Source organism: Streptomyces sp. NPDC002004, assembly GCF_053593975.1.
Window position 1 is genome coordinate 163,673 of the sequence record NZ_JBSFDP010000013.1, and the last position, 16,194, is coordinate 179,866.

At 72.6% G+C, this 16,194-nt stretch carries 15 protein-coding genes; 7 read left to right on the forward strand and 8 right to left on the reverse strand.

Translation table 11 applies throughout. The annotated features are described in order from the left end of the window. Positions 1-22 precede the first annotated feature (22 nt). Positions 23-748 (reverse strand): ScbR family autoregulator-binding transcription factor, encoded by a 726-nt coding sequence (locus ACWCP6_RS21300; RefSeq protein ID WP_450934034.1) that lies wholly within the window; start codon positions 746-748, stop codon positions 23-25. 566 nt (positions 749-1,314) lie between these two features. Continuing rightward, positions 1,315-2,721 (reverse strand): dihydrolipoyl dehydrogenase, encoded by a 1,407-nt coding sequence (lpdA, locus tag ACWCP6_RS21305; protein ID WP_450934035.1) that lies wholly within the window; start codon positions 2,719-2,721, stop codon positions 1,315-1,317. A gap of 568 nt (positions 2,722-3,289) precedes the next feature. On the opposite strand from lpdA, the gene ACWCP6_RS21310 reads away from it, so the two are divergent. Continuing rightward, positions 3,290-3,571: a hypothetical protein gene (locus ACWCP6_RS21310; RefSeq protein ID WP_450934036.1), complete on the forward strand. Its 282-nt coding sequence runs from the start codon at positions 3,290-3,292 to the stop codon at positions 3,569-3,571. An 83-nt stretch (positions 3,572-3,654) separates the two neighbouring features. Beyond that, the gene (locus ACWCP6_RS21315) at positions 3,655-3,849 is read left to right on the forward strand and encodes an antitoxin (RefSeq protein ID WP_450934037.1); all 195 of its coding nucleotides are present in this window, start codon (positions 3,655-3,657) and stop codon (positions 3,847-3,849) included. A gap of 210 nt (positions 3,850-4,059) precedes the next feature. Here the strand turns inward: ACWCP6_RS21315 and ACWCP6_RS21320 are convergent, their stop codons facing one another. Then, the gene (locus ACWCP6_RS21320; RefSeq protein ID WP_450934038.1) at positions 4,060-4,551 is read right to left on the reverse strand and encodes a VOC family protein; all 492 of its coding nucleotides are present in this window, start codon (positions 4,549-4,551) and stop codon (positions 4,060-4,062) included. 216 nt (positions 4,552-4,767) lie between these two features. On the opposite strand from ACWCP6_RS21320, the gene ACWCP6_RS21325 reads away from it, so the two are divergent. After that, a complete protein-coding gene (locus ACWCP6_RS21325; RefSeq protein ID WP_450934039.1) occupies positions 4,768-5,469 on the forward strand; it encodes an NADPH-dependent F420 reductase in 702 nt (233 codons plus the stop codon). Between the two features lie 310 nt (positions 5,470-5,779). Here ACWCP6_RS21325 and ACWCP6_RS21330 read toward each other — a convergent pair whose 3' ends face one another. Further along, on the reverse strand, positions 5,780-6,418 hold the full coding sequence (locus tag ACWCP6_RS21330; protein WP_450934040.1) for a CBS domain-containing protein: 639 nt from the start codon (positions 6,416-6,418) through the stop codon (positions 5,780-5,782). A 194-nt stretch (positions 6,419-6,612) separates the two neighbouring features. Here ACWCP6_RS21330 and ACWCP6_RS21335 point away from each other — a divergent pair, with 194 nt between their 5' ends. Then, positions 6,613-7,662: a universal stress protein gene (locus ACWCP6_RS21335; RefSeq protein ID WP_450934041.1), complete on the forward strand. Its 1,050-nt coding sequence runs from the start codon at positions 6,613-6,615 to the stop codon at positions 7,660-7,662. A 4-nt stretch (positions 7,663-7,666) separates the two neighbouring features. Beyond that, positions 7,667-8,356, forward strand: coding sequence for an Rv1733c family protein (locus ACWCP6_RS21340; protein ID WP_450934042.1), 690 nt, complete (start codon positions 7,667-7,669; stop codon positions 8,354-8,356). A gap of 50 nt (positions 8,357-8,406) precedes the next feature. Here the strand turns inward: ACWCP6_RS21340 and ACWCP6_RS21345 are convergent, their stop codons facing one another. Continuing rightward, positions 8,407-8,604, reverse strand: coding sequence for a ferredoxin (locus ACWCP6_RS21345; RefSeq protein WP_450934043.1), 198 nt, complete (start codon positions 8,602-8,604; stop codon positions 8,407-8,409). Between the two features lie 29 nt (positions 8,605-8,633). Further along, positions 8,634-9,821 (reverse strand): cytochrome P450, encoded by a 1,188-nt coding sequence (locus ACWCP6_RS21350; protein ID WP_450934044.1) that lies wholly within the window; start codon positions 9,819-9,821, stop codon positions 8,634-8,636. Between the two features lie 225 nt (positions 9,822-10,046). Between ACWCP6_RS21350 and ACWCP6_RS21355 the strand changes: the two genes are divergently transcribed. Further along, positions 10,047-10,970: a ketopantoate reductase family protein gene (locus tag ACWCP6_RS21355; protein WP_450934045.1), complete on the forward strand. Its 924-nt coding sequence runs from the start codon at positions 10,047-10,049 to the stop codon at positions 10,968-10,970. 161 nt (positions 10,971-11,131) lie between these two features. Here the strand turns inward: ACWCP6_RS21355 and ACWCP6_RS21360 are convergent, their stop codons facing one another. Continuing rightward, positions 11,132-12,346, reverse strand: coding sequence for a TetR/AcrR family transcriptional regulator (locus tag ACWCP6_RS21360; protein ID WP_450934046.1), 1,215 nt, complete (start codon positions 12,344-12,346; stop codon positions 11,132-11,134). A gap of 113 nt (positions 12,347-12,459) precedes the next feature. On the opposite strand from ACWCP6_RS21360, the gene clpX reads away from it, so the two are divergent. After that, positions 12,460-13,788 (forward strand): ATP-dependent Clp protease ATP-binding subunit ClpX, encoded by a 1,329-nt coding sequence (gene clpX, locus ACWCP6_RS21365; protein ID WP_450934047.1) that lies wholly within the window; start codon positions 12,460-12,462, stop codon positions 13,786-13,788. A 107-nt stretch (positions 13,789-13,895) separates the two neighbouring features. Here clpX and ACWCP6_RS21370 read toward each other — a convergent pair whose 3' ends face one another. After that, entirely contained in the window at positions 13,896-16,025 is a 2,130-nt protein-coding gene (locus ACWCP6_RS21370) for a SpoIIE family protein phosphatase (protein WP_450934048.1), read from the reverse strand. Positions 16,026-16,194 lie beyond the last annotated feature (169 nt).

The following is a 16,194-nucleotide window of genomic DNA, read 5'->3' on the forward strand; positions in this document are numbered from 1 at the left end:
CGCCGGCGGCGGGGGGCGCGGGTCAGCGGCGGCGCAGCCGGTCCCGCGGCACGGCCAGGGGCCGGGCAGCCGTGGGCCGGTGCGGTCCGCGGGCCACGCCCTGGGTGGGCAGGGCGGCGAACCGGGCGAGCACCGCGTCGCTGCCGGTCGGGTCCAGCGCCTTGAGCGCCTGCGGGGTGCTCACCCGGGGAAGCAGCAGCTGCCAGAGCCCGGCGACCGAACGGCGCGACAGCCATTCGTTGTCCTCGCGCCCCAGCGTCTCCAGGCCGACCGTCGCGGCGACGATGGCCGTGGTCAGCTTCTCCTGGGACGAGTCCCTGCTCAGCGTGCCCTCGTGGGAGGCGTCGGTGATCATCCGCCGCACGCACCTGTGCCAGTCGTGGTACAGGTCCAGGCGCTTGGTCCGGGTGGCGTCGCCGCTCAGCCGGAATCCGGCGCGGACCACCGTGTCCCGGCGCAGCAGATGCGCGAAGACGTGCGAGGTGTCCGTGAGCGCCTGGAGTGCGGGCCCGCCGACGTCCCGGACCGTGCGCGCCGCCCGGTGCAGATGAGCCGAGGCCGCGCCCTCGACGGCCTCGGCGATGGCTTCTTTGTTCTCGAAGTGGAAGTGCAGCGCCCCCGCACTGACCCCCGCACCCGAACTGATCTCGGCCAGACGCGACTTGACGTATCCGCGCTGCTCGAAGAGCTCGGCCGCGGAGTGGATGAGGGCGTCGCGGGTACGGGCGGCCCGTTCCTGTTTGGTCACCGTGACTCCCGTTCCGGAACTCGACAGTTGCTCATGCCTGCACTATCAAACCAACATGCCGGTTTTATATCCAGTGGGCTGCCCGAATTGGTGCTCCCTGGGTGGTTCTTCGGCCCGGGTACGGGCATGTTGAGGTGTGAGGCCTGAGGTAGGAGCTCCAGAAACCGTCAAGCCGGTTTGTATCGAGGAGATCCATGGCCGGTGAACGGACCGCCCCGCGCGAACGGTGAAACGGCCGTACGGGCGTTCTCGTCGGACGGGGCTTCAGGGCACGGCAGTTGGGCGGACCCGGCGGACGCGGCCGCGGAACGATCTCTTTCGGTCACACCGCAACGGACTGTCCGGACCCGACTGTCGACGTCCGGACCTGGCCGAGGAACGTGCACGGGGCGGACGCCATCCGGGCCGGCCTGTGGAAGGGACCCCTGGGAACGGGGCGGGGAACGGTCACCGATACGGGTACCGGCGCGACGGTCCCTTCAGGACGCGCCGGTCGACGGGACCGGCCGGACGCGCACCGGTTCACTCCGGTGCCGGCGCGCGTCCGGCCCGCGGTCCCGCGACGCTCACATGTTGATCATGTGCCCCGCCAGTCCGTGGACCGCCTCCTTGACGGCTTCGCCCAGCGTCGGGTGCGCATGGACATTGCGCGCGACCTCATGGACCGTCAGATCCCACTGCTGGGCCAGCGTCAGCTCCGGCAGCAGCTCCGTCACCTCGGGGCCGATCAGATGCGCGCCCAGCAGTTCGCCGTGCGTCCCGTCGCTGAGCAGCTTCACGAATCCGACCGCGTCGCCGAGCCCGTGCGCCTTGCCGTTCGCCGAGAACGGGAACTTCTGCACCCGCACGTCGAAGCCCGCGGCGCGGGCCTGTTCCTCCGTGTAGCCGAAGCTGGCGATCTGCGGCTGGCAGTACGTCGCCCGCGGCACCATACGGAAGTCGATCTCCATGGTCTCCGCACCGCCGATGGTCTCCGCCGCGATGACACCCATCGTCTCGGCGGCGTGCGCGAGCATCAGCTGTGCGGTGACGTCGCCGATCGCGAAGATGTGCGGGACGGAGGTGCGGCCCCGGCCGTCCACCTCGACGGCCCCGCGATCGGTGAGCCGCACCCGGGTCTGCTCCAGGCCGTAGCCGGTGGTGCGCGGCGCGAAGCCGATGGCCTGGAGCACCTTGTCGGTTTCCAGGACCTGCTGGGCCCCGTCGCGCGTCACGGTCACCCGCACCGGCGACGCGGGGTCGGAGTCCTCGATGGCGTCGACGCGCGTCGACGTGAGGATCTCGATGCCGAGCTTCTTGTAGTGGCGCGTCAGCTCCTTGGAGACCTCCGGGTCCTCCAGCGGTACGACCCGGTCCAGGAACTCGACCAGGGTCACCTTCACTCCGTAGTTGTGCAGCACGTACGCGAACTCCACGCCGATCGCGCCGGCACCGGCGATGACGATGCTGCGGGGGAGCTCCTCGGTCAGGATCTGCTCCTCGTAGGTGACGACCCGGTCGCTCAGCCGGGTTCCCGGCAGCAGCCGTGTGGTGGCGCCCGTCGCGATGATGCAGTGGTCGAACGTCACGGACTCGGAACCGCCTGCGGACAGGGCGATCTGCAGGGTGTGCTCGTCGATGAAGCTGCCCCGGCCGTCGTACTCGGTGATGTTGTTCTTGCGCATCAGGTAGTGCACGCCCGCGACCCTGCCGTCGGCCACCTTCCGGCTGCGCTTGAACGCGGCGCCGTAGTCGACCCGTACGGGTCCCTGCGTCTCGATGCCGAACGCGGCGGCCTGCGTGGTGACGATATGGGCCAGTTCGGCGTTGCGCAGCAGCGCCTTGGACGGGATGCAGCCGACGTTCAGGCACACGCCGCCCCAGTACTTCGCCTCCACCACGGCCGTCCGCAGCCCCAACTGGGCTGCGCGGACCGCCGCCGTGTAGCCGCCCGGGCCCGCTCCCAGGACCACGACATCGTAGTGCTCGCCCATCAGTCCGCTCCTCGTGTACGCGTGTGTGGTGTCCGTCGTCCCCATCGTCCACCTGCCGCGCGGAATTCCCCGCGCGGGGCACGGATTCCGCGGAGCGCCGGTGCTCGGCGGCCACCCCGGCGTCCCCGGCCGTCCCGGGCGCCGCGGCGCTCTCGGTCGCCCTGCCGGTGTTTCCGCCCCTGCGCACCGGGCTCAGCAGCGCGTCCTTCGGCCCGAACCGGTCCCGCCGAGCGTCCATCAGCGCGCGTCCTTCAGGGACCGGGCTCAACACCCCGCTGCCACCCGCCTCCTGCTGCTGCGCCAAGATCCGCTGTGCCGCGATGCCGCTGCTCATGATGACGACCGTGTGCGGGAAGTCGACCGCGCGGCCCTGTAAGCCGGCCGGCCGTCGTCCCGCAGCCGGTCCGCGCGCCGGGCCCCTCGCGTCCGGCAGTGCCCCGCGTGCGTGCCCGGGGCCGATGGGAAGGGGCCGTCCGGGGCGCGCCCACAGCAGCGGATCAACCCGGACGGCACACCCCGGGGACCGCGACCGCTGCGGGGGCGCCTCCCGGTGCGTAGCGTGGACGGTATGGCTGTCCTGGTGCACTACATGGGGGCCGACTGGACACCGGAGCTCTACCGGGCCGTGTTCGAGAAGGTGATCCCGGACCGCGCCTACCATCCGGTCGGCCTCATCGCCCATTTCGCCGGACCGCGGCCCCGGGGCGGCTGGCAGGCCGTCGAGGTGTGGGAGTCGGAGGACGCGTACCGGACCTTCGCCGACGGCGACCTCCTCCCGGCCACCCGGAGCCTGGGCGCCCCACCGTTCGAGGTGACGGTCTCCGAGGTCCACAACTCGTTGATTCCGTAGGCCCGGCTCCCGGCGCGGATGCGAACCGTCCGGGGTGCGGCGACCCTGGAAGCACGGGGGACGACGCGAGCAGGAGGACTCCCATGTCCATGATGGACAAGATCAAGCAGATGCTGAAGGGCCATGAGCACCAGGCCGACCAGGGCATCGACAAGGGCGGCGACATGGTGGACGACAAGACCCAGGGCAAGTACCAGGGTCAGGTCGACACGGCCCAGCAGCGGCTGAAGGACGAGTTCGGCACCGAGCGGGGGCAGGACAAGCCGCCCGGGACCTGACCGCGGCGGTCCCCGACTGCGCCCGCCCGGCGCCCTCGCTCGGCGTGAGGTGCCGGGCGTGCCGCGCCGACGGGCGTGGAGAGCCGGCCGGCCCGAATCCTTCACGCACACCGGGCCGGCCGGCCCCGCTCTGCCCCGGGCCCGCCGCTCGCGGCCGCCGCCCGCCGGCCGCCGGGCCGACCACTCCGGCTCACCTGCCGGAGCCGCGTCTCACGCGCCCGCATGGGCCTTCCGCAGCGCGGCGATGTCGAGCTTGCCCATCGAGAGCATCGCCCGGGTGGCCCGCGCGGCCTTCTCCGGGTCCGGGTCGGAGATCATTTCGATCAGCCCGGTGGGGATGATCTGCCAGGACACGCCGTACCTGTCCTTGAGCCATCCGCAGGGCCCCTCCGAGCCGCCCGCGGAGAGCTTGCTCCAGTAGTGGTCCACCTCGTCCTGGTCGTCGCAGTAGAGCTGGAACGAGATGGCCTCGTCGAACGTGAACTGCGGACCGCCGTTGAGTGCCACGAACTTCTGCCCGTTGATCTCGAAGTCGACGGCCAGCACCGAGCCCGCGGGCCCCGGGCCCGCCTCGGAGTAGCGGCCGACGCGCCCCAGCCTGGCGCCCTGCTTGGTGTCCTTGAAGACCGAGACGTAGTAGTCGGCCGCCTCCTGGGCCTGGCCGTCGAACCACAGGCACGTGGTGAATCCGTCGGTGGTCATGCGCACCTCCATGCACGCGGGAGTCCTACCTGTACCGACCGGTGCCGGGCCGCAAACTCATCGGTCGGCCGGCACCTTCCCGGCGGCGGATCCGGGGCGTCACCCGTCCGGCCCCTCCCACGGAGCCCTCGGGCGCGGTGCGGCCGTTAGGCGTCGGTAACGCCCCGGAGCCGCCGCCGCGGGCCTCCCGGGCACTCCCGTGCGAAAGGACCCCTCATGCGTTACGCCGTGCTCGGCACCGGCATGGTCGGCCGAACCGTCGCCGCCAAGCTGCTCGACCTCGGACACGAAGTGGCCGTGGGCACCCGCAGCCCCGAGGACACCATGAAACGCACCGAGCCGGACGCCTCGGGGACGGTGCCCTACACGCAGTGGCAGGACACGCACCACCGGGCGCGCCTGGAGACCTTCGCGGACGCGGTGGCCTTCGGGGAGCGGGTCGTCAACGCCACGAGCGGCGGTGTGAGCCTGGACGCCCTGCACGCGGCGGGCGCCCCGAACCTCGACGGCAAGATCCTCGTCGACATCGCCAATCCGCTGGTCTTCTCACAGGGCATGCCGCCGGCACTCGACCCGGTCAACACCGACAGCCTCGGCGAGCGGATCCAGCGCACGTTCCCCGGCGCGAAGGTGGTCAAGACGCTCAACACCATGAACTGCCGCGTCATGGTCGACCCCGGACGCGTCAAGGGTGAGCACAACGTGTTCGTCTCGGGCGACGACGCCGGCGCCAAGCGTGCCGTCATCGGGCTGCTCACGTCCTTCGGATGGTCCGAGCAGGACGTCGTCGACCTCGGCGACATCACCACCGCCCGCGGCGCCGAGATGCTGCTGCCGATCTGGCTGCGCCTGTGGGGCGTGATCGGGCACACCGACTTCAACTTCCACATCCAGGGAGCCCGCTCAGGGGCCAGTTAGAGCGACCGGGCCCGGCCGCCGCACCCGTCAATCGGTGGCGCTGCGCGCCCCGGGGTCCACGGCGGGCGCCGCGAGGCTCCGGAGGGCCGGACCGCGTGCGCCCGCCGGGAGCGGGGGAGTGGCCGGGAAGCCTGATGGCCCACTGCCGTGCACCGGGGCGTGGTGGCCCGCCCGCGCGACCGGTCGGCGGACGAGAGCTACCGTGAAGTTGCGCGGGAATGCGCCAGGTCCGTTCAACAGCGGCGGAGGGCTCATGCGCGGGAACGACGACGTCCGGACCGTCCGGCGGGCTTGGCCGGGACGGCTCGGCTCAGTGCGCCTGCGGAGGCGGGGCGACACCGAGGCCGACGACGCCCTCCACGGCACGTACGGCCCGGGCGAGCAGCGCGAACAGGCGGCCGTCGGGCAGCGGGCCGCCGAGGGTGACCACGCCGTCCGTCACGGAGACCGTGATGCCGGCCGTGCCGGGCAGGTCCTGCCCGATGACGCGCCGGATCTCGTCGGCGATCTCCTCGTCCGGACGCAGGAACACCTTCAGCAGGTCGCCGCGGCTGACGACGCCCTCCAGCAGGCCCGTGTCGTCCACCACCGGCAGACGTTTGACCCGGCGACGGGCCATGATGCGTGCCGCCTCGGCGATCGTGGCGCCCGCGTGCACCGTCACGGCCGGACTGGACATCAGCTCCTCGGCGAAGACGCCCGCCGCCTTCGCGTCGTCGGAGACCTCCGGATCCGGACGGCCGGGGTCGTCGAGCCGGCACTCCTCCTTGGGCAGCAGATCCGCCTCGGAGACCACACCGACCACCCGGCCCTCGCCCTCCAGCACCGGCAGGGCGCTGACGTTCCACTGGTCCATCAGCTCCACGATCTGTTTGTACGGGGCGCGGCGCCCCACGGCGATCGCGGTGTGCGTCATGACGTCGCTGACGGTGTGCGGCGATCCGGGCATGCGACCACCTCGACGGCTCGTGCGTCCTGTCCTTCCCAGCCTCCACCACCCCGCGGGCCGTCGCCGACATGCTTCCGGGCCCGGGGGCGTCCCCTGTCCTCCGCATACCCCGGAAGCGGCGCCGTGAAGACGCTGACGGGACGGCCGGCCCCGCGCGGTGTCGCTCGCGAGAGCAGCGAGGGGCGGTGACGGTGATGGGTCTTCCCCTGGTCGTCGGCGTGGACGGCTCGGAGTCGAGCCTGCGCGCGGTCGACTGGGCCGCGGACGAGGCGCACCGCTTCGGGCTGGCGCTGCGTGTCGTCCACGCCTCCGTCTGGCAGCGCTACGAGGAGGCCGTCCACGTGTACAACGCGCAGCGCTCCCCGGGGCACCTCTTCGTCGACCACATCGTGGCCGCCGCGGCCGAGCGTGCCCGCGCCCGCCGCCCGACCCTGGACGTCTCCATGGCGGTGCTGCCCGAGAACGCGGGGGAGTCGCTGCTGGACGAGGCACACCGCGCCACGGCCCTGGTGACCGGTTCGCACGGTCGCGGCCCGCTCGCCGAGCTGTTCCTCGGCTCCGTCAGCGCGGTCCTCGTGGCGCGTGCCGACTGCCCCGTCATCGTGGTGCGCGGCACCGATGCGGCACTGGCCGGCGAGCACGGCCGCGTGGCGGTCGGCATCGGCGACGCCGCCCCGGCCGCGGTCGACTTCGCCGTCCACGAGGCCGCGGGGCGGGGGGCCGCGCTGGACGCCCTGCGCGCCTGGTTCCGCCCCGCACACCATCCGCCGGACGCACGGCGCTGGCGCGGGGGCGACCCGGACGGGGAACCCGCCGGGGTCCACGAGGAACACGCGTCCCACGTCCTCGACGAGGCACTGCGGTACGCCCTCGCCGACCACCCCGAGGCCACGGTGCACCGTGTCATCGCGGAGGGGCCGCCCCACAAGGTGCTCGCCGATCACTCGGCCGCCACCGACCTGCTGGTCCTGGGCGCCCACCGGCGCCACGGCCATGTCGGCGCGCACGTGGGCCGGGTCACGCACTTTCTGCTCCACCACGCGGACTGCCCGGTGGCGGTGGTGCCGCCACCGCAGCCGGAACCCGGGCTGCGGAACGCCGGAACCGGAACGATCGAGGAGGCGACGCACCATGACCCGCAAAGCCTTCGGGCGCGGGCGGGGACTTCCGGGCCCCCGACCCCGCCGACATCTGCGCGGAGGGCATCGCCCGGGAACCGGCGGGCGCGGCCACCGGACCGCTGACCGTGTGCACGGGCGCACCGGCGGCGGGGCATGGGCCGCGCTGGGCCGGGTGCGCCGTGCGGTGACCCATGTGGTGCGCGCGGCCCTGACGCCGCCTCCACAGCCCCCGGGGGAGCCGATCCGCTGGTGGCGCTGGCGCCGCAATCCGCTCCGCCGCCGCTGTGACGTGATCGAGGCCTGGACGGCGCTGCTGCTGGGCCTGGTCCTGTTCATCGGGGTGCCCGTCGCGGCGTACGTCGCGGGCCGGGTCGCCTACGCCGACGGACGCGCGACCTCGGCGGCCCAGGCGGCCGAGCGCCATCGCATACCCGCGCGGCTCACACAGGACGCGCCGCCGCTCACCCCGTCCGAGGACGGCGGCCAGTCCCGGGACCGCTACCACGTCGCGGTCAGCTGGACGGACCCCGGCGGTGCCGCGCACACCGGTACCGCGCTGGTACCCGCGGGGGCGAAGACGGGCGACACGGCGGACGTGTGGCTCGACGCCCGAGGCCGCCCCACCTCCGCGCCGCTGACCTCCGACGAGATCGCCAACCGCGTCATCGCCGCGGCAGGCGGTACCGCGATGGCCGTCGCCCTCGCGACGGGCGCCACTCATCTGGTCGTCCGGCGCGTCGCCCAGCGCCACCGTATGGCCGAATGGGAACAGGACTGGGAGCGCACGGGGCCCGGCTGGGACAGCCGCACCCCGTGACCCGGCCCCGGATTCGTACCAGGTGCTCCCGGCCGGCGGACCCGGTCCGCTCAGTCCTCCGTCAGCGTGAGGGCTTGCACGGGGCATCCGCGCACGGCCTCACGGATCATCGGGTCGGGGTCGCCGGAACCGCCGCGCCCCGGCAGGAGTTCGCTGAATCCGTCGTCGTCCTGGGTGAACACCTTCGGCGCCGTGAGCGTGCACATGCCCGAGCCGATACAGGTGTCCTTGTCGATGTGCACGGTCATGGCCGCACCTTTCCTCGCCGGTCGGCCCGTCACCAGGTGACGGGCAGTTCGATCATGCCCTGGAGGGTGTCACCGGGCTTGAACGGAATCTTGTCGGCGGGCGCGGCGAGTCGCAGCTGCGGCAGCCGGGCGAAGAGTGACCGCAGCGCGATGTCCAGTTCGGCACGGGCCAGGTTCTGGCCGAGGCACTGGTGGACGCCGAACCCGAAGGCGAGGTGGTGGCGTGCCGGCCGGTCCCAGTCGAGCGAGTCCGGGGCCGGATAGGCACCGTCGTCACGGTTGATCAGCGACGTGGAGAACACCACGCCGTCCCCGGCCCGGATCGTGCTCCCGGCGATCTCGATGTCCTCCTTCGCCACCCGGAGCATGCCGTCGGCGATGGACAGGAACCGCAGCAGCTCCTCGACCGCACCGGGCATTCGCCCGGGGTCGGCGCGCAGCTCGGCCAGCTGCTCCGGGTGGCGCAGCAGCGTGAAGGTGCCCAGCGAGATCATGTTCGCGGTGGTCTCGTGCCCGGCGACGAGCAGGATCGTGGCCAGGCTGAGCAGCTCCTCCCGGTCCAGCGCGCCCTGCTCGTACTGCTCGCGTACGAGGTCGTCGAGCAGCCCGTCGCCCGGGTTCTCGCGTTTGCGGTCGATCAGCGCGCCCAGATACGCGTCGAGCTGGTCGCGCGCGTCCTCGACGTCGGCCGCGCGCGGGCCGCGCAGCAGCCGGCGCGACTGCAGCTCGAAGAACTCGTGGTCGGCGTACGGGACGCCGAGCAGTGCGCAGATCACCATGGACGGGACCGGGAGCGCGAAGTTGCCGACCAGGTCCGCGGGCGGCCCCTGCGCGACGAGCTCGTCCAGCAGCCGGTCGACGATCTCCTGGATGTGCGGGCGCAGGGACGTGATGCGCTTCAGCGTGAAGTGGGGGATCAGCATCCGGCGCTGTTGCGCGTGTTCGGGGTCGTCGACGCCGAGCAGGGCGACGCGCCGGTCGCGGATGGCGGCGAAGCGCTCGGAGGGCTTGGGGAACGCATCGTTGCTGCGGTCGGTGGACAGCCTGGGGTCGGCGAGCAGCTCGCGTGCGGCCTCGTGTCCGGTGACGGCCCACACGGGCCGCCCGTCGAACAGCGTGACCCGGGCCAGCGGCCGCGCGTCACGGAGCGGCTCGTAGGCGGTCGGCGGGTGGAAGGGGCAGGTGCGGTCCTGGGGAAAGGCAACGGTCTCGTTCATGGGGGTACCTCGCAAGGATCGATGTGCCTTACCGATCACCATTAGATGCCCGAGGCACCTATGGGGCCACACGAAGTTCGGCCACGTTGCCGGTGGATGGCCGGATCTTCGAAATCCGGACTGGGTTCAATCATTGAACCTTTTCGATTAAAGTCGGAGCACTGCTCGTGGGGGGCGTCGCCTCTCCGGGGGGCGGCTGCCGCTCGCGTAGAAAGGCTCGTACTCATGAGGATCCTGGTTGTCGGCGCTGGTGCCACAGGAGGCTTCTTCGGTGCCCGTCTCGCCCGGGCGGGGCGGGACGTCACCTTCCTGGTCCGCCCGCACCGCGCCGCCGTCCTGCGAGAGCGCGGACTGCGCATCGTCGACGCCCGCGTCGGTGAGGACGAGGTGCTGACGCCGCGGCTCGTGACCGCCCCCGAGCTCTCCGGCCCGTACGACCTCGTGCTGCTGTCGGTCAAGGCCACCGGCCTCGACCGGGCCATCGACGACATCGCACCCGCGATCGGTCCGCGGACGGCCGTCATGCCCTTCCTCAACGGTATGGCCCATCTCGACCGGCTTCAGGCCCGGTTCGGTGCCGGCCCCGTCCTCGGCGGGGTCGCCAAGGTCCTCACCACGCTGAACGACGACGGGGACATCGTCCGGCTCGGCCCACTGGCGAGCCTGACGGTCGGCGAGACGGACGGCGGCGCGTCGCAGCGCGTCGACGACGTCCATGCCGTGCTCGACGGCGCGGGGTTCGAGGCGGAGGAGTCGAAGGACATCGTGGCGGCGATGTGGCACAAGTGGGTCTTCATCGTCACCGTCGGCGCGGTGACCTGTCTGATGCGCGGAACCGTCGGCGACGTCAATGCCGTCGCCGGGGGCACGGACCTCGGGCCCGCGATCCTGGCGGAGGCCGCCGCGGTGTCGGCCGCGGCCGGATTCACCGTCCCGGCCGGGGAACTCGCCTTCGTCGAGGGCGCGGTGACCCGTAAGGACACCCCGCTCGTCTCGTCCCTCTACCGCGACGTCGTCGCCGGACGGCCGACCGAGGCCGAGCACATCTTCGGCGACCTGGTCGCCCGCGCCCGGGCCCTGTCGGTGGACACCCCGCTGCTCGACCTGGCCACCCTGCACCTGCGGGTCCACGAGCACCGTCTGGGATGACGCGATCCGCCGGGGCCGCGCGGAGCGGCACGGGTCGGCCTCCTGGGGCCCGCGCCGCCCGGTGCCGGGGGCCAGGGGCGCCGGAGCGCGCCCTCGGACTGCCACGGCGCTGCGCCGTCCGCCCGGCGCCCCGTCGTGCGCGCGGGAGCGCCGCCGCCCCGCTACGGCGCTGCGCCGTCCGCCCGCCCGGTCGTGCTGCCCAGCAGCCGCGTCGCCGCGATCGCCGCCGCATGGCACGCTCCGCGGCCCTCGGCCCGGGCGACGATCCGGCCCGCCATGACGCAGACGGCCGCCTCCGTCGCGTCTCCCGGGGACGGCAACCCGGCCGCGTCGGCGAAGGCACCCGACTCGTCGTACACGACGCGCAGACGCGGCCATGCGTCCCGGGGGAACGCCCGGCGGATGCAGTGGGTCAGTTCGGCGACCGTCAGCCGGGCCAGGGGCAGGAGTTCGGCAGGGTCGGCGCTGGTGAGGACGGCCGTGACCGCGGCGCCGGGCGGCGCCGCGCGCACCGCCTCCTCGGCCGCCTCCAGCCGGTGCAGCCCGAGGTACGCGACGACACCGTCCTCCGCGAGCCGTGCGGGTTCCCCGCGCACCGCGTCGACCGCGCCGTCGGGCGGTGACCAGGGCTCGTCGGCCGGCAGCGCCTCGTCGACGTACGCCGGATACGGCGGCGGCCATGCGTCCCCGTCGGCGAGGTCCGCCAGGTGCGCGCAGGCGCTCACCACGCGGAACGGGTCGCCGAACCCCGGCGCGGCATCGGCCAGGTGACGTGCGCCGTGCAGCAGGGTCAGGGCGGTCTCGGCCGTGCGCACCTGCCGGGCGGGCGCCGCGGCCGGTCCGGGGCGGTCCCCGGGAGCCAGGCTCTCCAGGGCCAGGCCCAGCAGGAGCGCGTCGACCTTCAACAGCTGGGCATGGGCGCGCCGGATGCCCTCGTCGCCGAGCACCTCGGTCAGCAGATGCGTGCCCAGGCGCGTCGGACCGGCGGATCTTCGACGGGACGCGGGGAACACCGGCCGGTCGTCGGCCGCGGTCGGCTCCAGCAGTGCCATCCAGGCGCGGGCGAGGGCGGCCAGTGCATCGGCCGGCGTGCGGCCGGGCCCCGGGTGGCCGGGGTCCCACGGCGCCGTCCCCGCGGCTTCACCGGCCGTCTCCGCGTCCCCGCCGCGCTCCGCACGCTCCGCCAGCACGGCGAAGTACAGCGCCCGCTTGCCGGGGAAGTTCGAGTACACCGCACCGCGCGTCAGCCCCGCGCGCTCGGCGATGGCGTCCACGGTGGCGCCGGGATAGCCGCGCTCGGCGAACTCCTGCCTGGCCGCGGTGAGCACCTTGGCGCGGTTGCGCTGCTGCTGCTCCGCCCTGCTGAGCCGGCCCATCGCCCTCACTCGTCCATGCGTCGCCGTCCGTGTCGGCTCAAGATACCGTCCTCTTCACATGATGACGTCATATGGTGTCAGCATCTGAAATGCACCCGAGGAGAAGGTTCCCAGTGACTCGCATCGGTGACGGCGGTGACCTGCTGAAGTGCACGTTCTGCGGGAAGGACCAGAAGCAGGTCAAGCGGCTCATCGCCGGGCCGGTGGGGATCTGCATCTGCGACGAGTGCGTCGGACTGTGCAACGAGCTCATCGCCGAGGAGGCCGCCGAGCAGACCCGCACCGGCGGGCCGCGCTCGGTGCCGACCCCGCGGGAGATCCACGCGTTCCTGGACCGGTACGTCGTCGGGCAGACGGACGCCAAGCGGGCGCTGTCCGTCGCCGTCTACAACCACTACAAGCGCGTGGCGACCCTGAACGGCGGGAGCGGCGCCGACGGCGGAGCGCGCGACGAGGGACGGGCGGTGCCCGCCGCGGACCGGATCGAGCTCGGAAAGTCGAACATCCTGCTCATCGGCCCGACCGGCTGCGGCAAGACGTACCTCGTGCAGACCCTGGCGCGGCTGCTCGACGTCCCCTTCGCGATCGCCGACGCCACCGCGCTGACCGAGGCGGGCTACGTCGGCGAGGACGTCGAGAACATCCTCCTCAAGCTCATCCAGGCCGCCGACCACGACATCGAGCGGGCCGAGACCGGGATCATCTACATCGACGAGATCGACAAGATCGCACGCCGCAGCGAAAACCTCTCCGCCGCGCGGGACGTCTCCGGCGAGGGCGTGCAGCAGGCCCTGCTGAAGATCCTGGAGGGCACCGTCGCCGGCGTTCCGCGTCTCGGCGGGCGCAAGCACCCGCAGGGGGAGACCCTGCGCATCGACACGAGCAATGTGCTCTTCATCGTCGGCGGCGCCTTCGCAGGCCTCGAACGGATCATCGAACAGCGGACCGAGCGCCGGGGCATCGGGTTCGGGGCCGTGCTGCACACCGGTGAGGACCCGGAGCAGCTCGATCCGTTCGCCGGCGTCATGCCGCAGGACCTGCTGAAGTTCGGGCTCATCCCGGAGATCGTCGGGCGGCTTCCTGTGGTGTCCACCGTCCGGCCGCTGGACCGCAGGGCGCTGATGCGGATCCTCACCGAGCCGCGCAACGCACTGGTAAAGCAGTACCAGAGGCTCCTGGAACTCGACGGAGTGGAGCTGGAGTTCACCGGCGACGCCATCGCTGCGATCGCCGACCTGGCGCTGCTGCGCCGCACGGGCGCCCGCGCGGCCCGCACCATCCTCGAAGAGGTGCTCCTGAACGTGATGTTCGAGATCCCGAGCCGCTCCGACATCGCCCGCGTCGTCGTGGACCGCGCCACCGTCCTCGACAACGTCAACCCCACCCTGGTGCCCCACCACCACGCACCGGACGCGCCCGACGCCCGGGAGAAGTCGGCCTGAGGCCACGGCGGCGCCCGCGCCTGCGACACCTCCGCCGCCTCCGGCACCTGCGACGGCGTGCTACGCGTCGCAAAGCCTGCGAGGCGTCCGGCACCGTGGCGCCACGCCTACGCGTCGGACACCTGCGAGGCCTCGGACGCCTCCGGCTCCTCCAACGGTGTGGGCTGCACGCAGGCCATCAGCAGGGCCACGTCGTCGTGCTCGTCCGGCTGGCGCAGCGAGTTGATGAGCTGGTCGCAGGTCTCCTCCAGGGGCAGCGCCGGGCCGTCGAGCTGCTGGAGGAGGGCGTCAAGGCGCTCGTCGATGGGCTCGTGACGGGTCTCGACCAGGCCATCGGTGTACAGGACGAGCCGGTCGCCCGGAGTGAGGTCGAAGGCCGTCGTCTCGAAGGGGACCTGGCCCACCTCGCCGACGCCGAGCGGGGCGCCCAGCGGCAGTGCCAGGAGTTCGGGCGCGCCGCCCTTGCGGACGAGCACCGGGGGCAGATGCCCGGCCGTCGCGATCTCGCACACCCCGCGCCGCGGGTCGTACACGGCGTACACACAGGTGGCGATGTAGTGCTCAAGGCCGGTGGTGATCCGGTCGAGGTGCTGGAGCACCTGGCCCGGGTCGAGGTCCAGATCGGCCAGTGTGGACGTCGCGGTCCGCAGCCGGCCCATCGTGGCCGCCGCGTCGATACCGCTGCCCATCACGTCGCCCACCACGAGCGCGGTCCGGTCGCCGGACAGCGGGATGACGTCGTACCAGTCGCCGCCGACCTCGCTGGTGGCCTGCGCCGGCCGGTACCGGGAGGCGATCTGGAGGCCCGGGTGATGGGCCGGGTGCTCCGGCAGCAGACTGCGCTGCAGGGTCGTCGCGGTGTTGCGGACGCTCTGGTACCAGCGTGCGTTGTCGATGCACACGGCCGCCCGTGAGGCCAGCTCGCCGGCCAGCGTCATGTCGTCCTCGTCGAACGGCACCGGATTGCGGGCCCGGATCATGCTCATCGCGCCGAGGACCGCGCCGCGCGCGATCAGCGGCACCGCCAGATAGGAGTGCACTCCGGCATCGGCCAGCACCGACGCCGCCTCACCGTCCCGCGCGATCCGCAGCAGGGCCTCGTCGTCCACGTACGGGATCAGCTGCGGACGGCCGGTCCGTACACAGTGCGTGACCACCCGGTCGGAGGCGTAGCCCGCGATCCGACCGGGAGGATCCGCCGCCACCACGGCGTCGGTCGGATACGCCGACTTCACGGCGAGGGCCCGGAACACGGCCTCGTCGCCGTCCTGCGAAGGGCGCCGCTCGCCGAGCACCGAGTCCAGTACGTCCACGGCGACGACGTCGGCGAGCTCCGGCACCGTCACGCCGGCCAGCTCGTGGGCGGTCTGCTCGACCTCCAGGGTGGTGCCGACCCGCGCCGAGGCGTCCGCGATGATGGCAAGCCGCCGCCGGGCCTGCGCGGCCTCCGTGAACGCCTGGTGCCGGTCGGTGACGTCCACGACCGAGCCCGCCACGCCGAGGATGCGTCCCTTGGAGTCCTCCAGCCGGTAGAACGACACCGACCAGGAGTGGTCGTGGTCCGGGTCGGCCGGGGTGCGGCCGGTGGTGTACCGGTCGACCACCGGGATGCCCGTCGCCAGCACCCTGCGCATCGCCCCTTCCAGCCGCTCCACCTGGAGGTCGGGCAGGAGCTCGCCGAGGGTGTGGCCCACGTGGTCCGCGGCCGTTATCCCGTTGATCCGCTCCAGCGCCGGGTTCACGGACACGTACCGCAGGTTCTTGTCCAGGATCTTCACCCCGATGGGCGACTGGGCGATCAGGCTCGTCGACAGGGCCACATCACGCTCGACGCGGCTCAGCGTCTCCTGGTCGGTGGCGAGTCCCAGCGCGTAGAGGTCGCCGAGGTCGTCCTCCAGGCGCATGTTGCGGAACTCCACCAGCCGGGTGCCGCCGTCCTTGTGGCGGATCGGGAAGGCTCCGGCCCAGCTCCGGCCCGTCGCCATGACCTCCCCGAAGAGCTCTATCACGGGGCCCAGGTGGTCCTCGTCGACCAGCAGCCGCGCCGCGTACGCGCCCAGGGCCTCCTCGGGCGGGTAGCCGAAGAGGTCATGAGCCTGGGGGCTCCACAGGACGATGCGCCCCTCGGCGTCCACCACGACCGCCGCCACGCCGAGCAGGTCCATCAACCCGCTGGCCTGCGACGGCCGGGAGTCGGGGTTCTCACCGCCCACGGTGAAGGTTCCCCTCACTTTCATCCCGGGCACTCCCTCCGGCCGCCGGGGTGACTTCTCGACGACATCGGTCCATGGCCTGCGCCACGCATGCTGCTGCGTGTTCCGTACCCATCGTCCTCCAGCAACGCCCGAGGACGCAGCCCCAACGACACGGATGCCTGAGACGAACGGCCGACATAGCAGCCGGACC

Coding starts and splice junctions, on each gene's coding strand:
- lpdA (WP_450934035.1), bottom strand. CDS start 2,721: ATGGGCGAGCACTACGATGTCGTGGTCCTGGGAGCGGGCCCGGGCGGC.
- ACWCP6_RS21310 (WP_450934036.1), top strand. CDS start 3,290: ATGGCTGTCCTGGTGCACTACATGGGGGCCGACTGGACACCGGAGCTC.
- ACWCP6_RS21315 (WP_450934037.1), top strand. CDS start 3,655: ATGTCCATGATGGACAAGATCAAGCAGATGCTGAAGGGCCATGAGCAC.
- ACWCP6_RS21320 (WP_450934038.1), bottom strand. CDS start 4,551: ATGACCACCGACGGATTCACCACGTGCCTGTGGTTCGACGGCCAGGCC.
- ACWCP6_RS21325 (WP_450934039.1), top strand. CDS start 4,768: ATGCGTTACGCCGTGCTCGGCACCGGCATGGTCGGCCGAACCGTCGCC.
- ACWCP6_RS21330 (WP_450934040.1), bottom strand. CDS start 6,418: ATGCCCGGATCGCCGCACACCGTCAGCGACGTCATGACGCACACCGCG.
- ACWCP6_RS21335 (WP_450934041.1), top strand. CDS start 6,613: ATGGGTCTTCCCCTGGTCGTCGGCGTGGACGGCTCGGAGTCGAGCCTG.
- ACWCP6_RS21345 (WP_450934043.1), bottom strand. CDS start 8,604: ATGACCGTGCACATCGACAAGGACACCTGTATCGGCTCGGGCATGTGC.
- ACWCP6_RS21350 (WP_450934044.1), bottom strand. CDS start 9,821: ATGAACGAGACCGTTGCCTTTCCCCAGGACCGCACCTGCCCCTTCCAC.
- ACWCP6_RS21355 (WP_450934045.1), top strand. CDS start 10,047: ATGAGGATCCTGGTTGTCGGCGCTGGTGCCACAGGAGGCTTCTTCGGT.
- ACWCP6_RS21360 (WP_450934046.1), bottom strand. CDS start 12,346: ATGGGCCGGCTCAGCAGGGCGGAGCAGCAGCAGCGCAACCGCGCCAAG.
- ACWCP6_RS21370 (WP_450934048.1), bottom strand. CDS start 16,025: ATGAAAGTGAGGGGAACCTTCACCGTGGGCGGTGAGAACCCCGACTCC.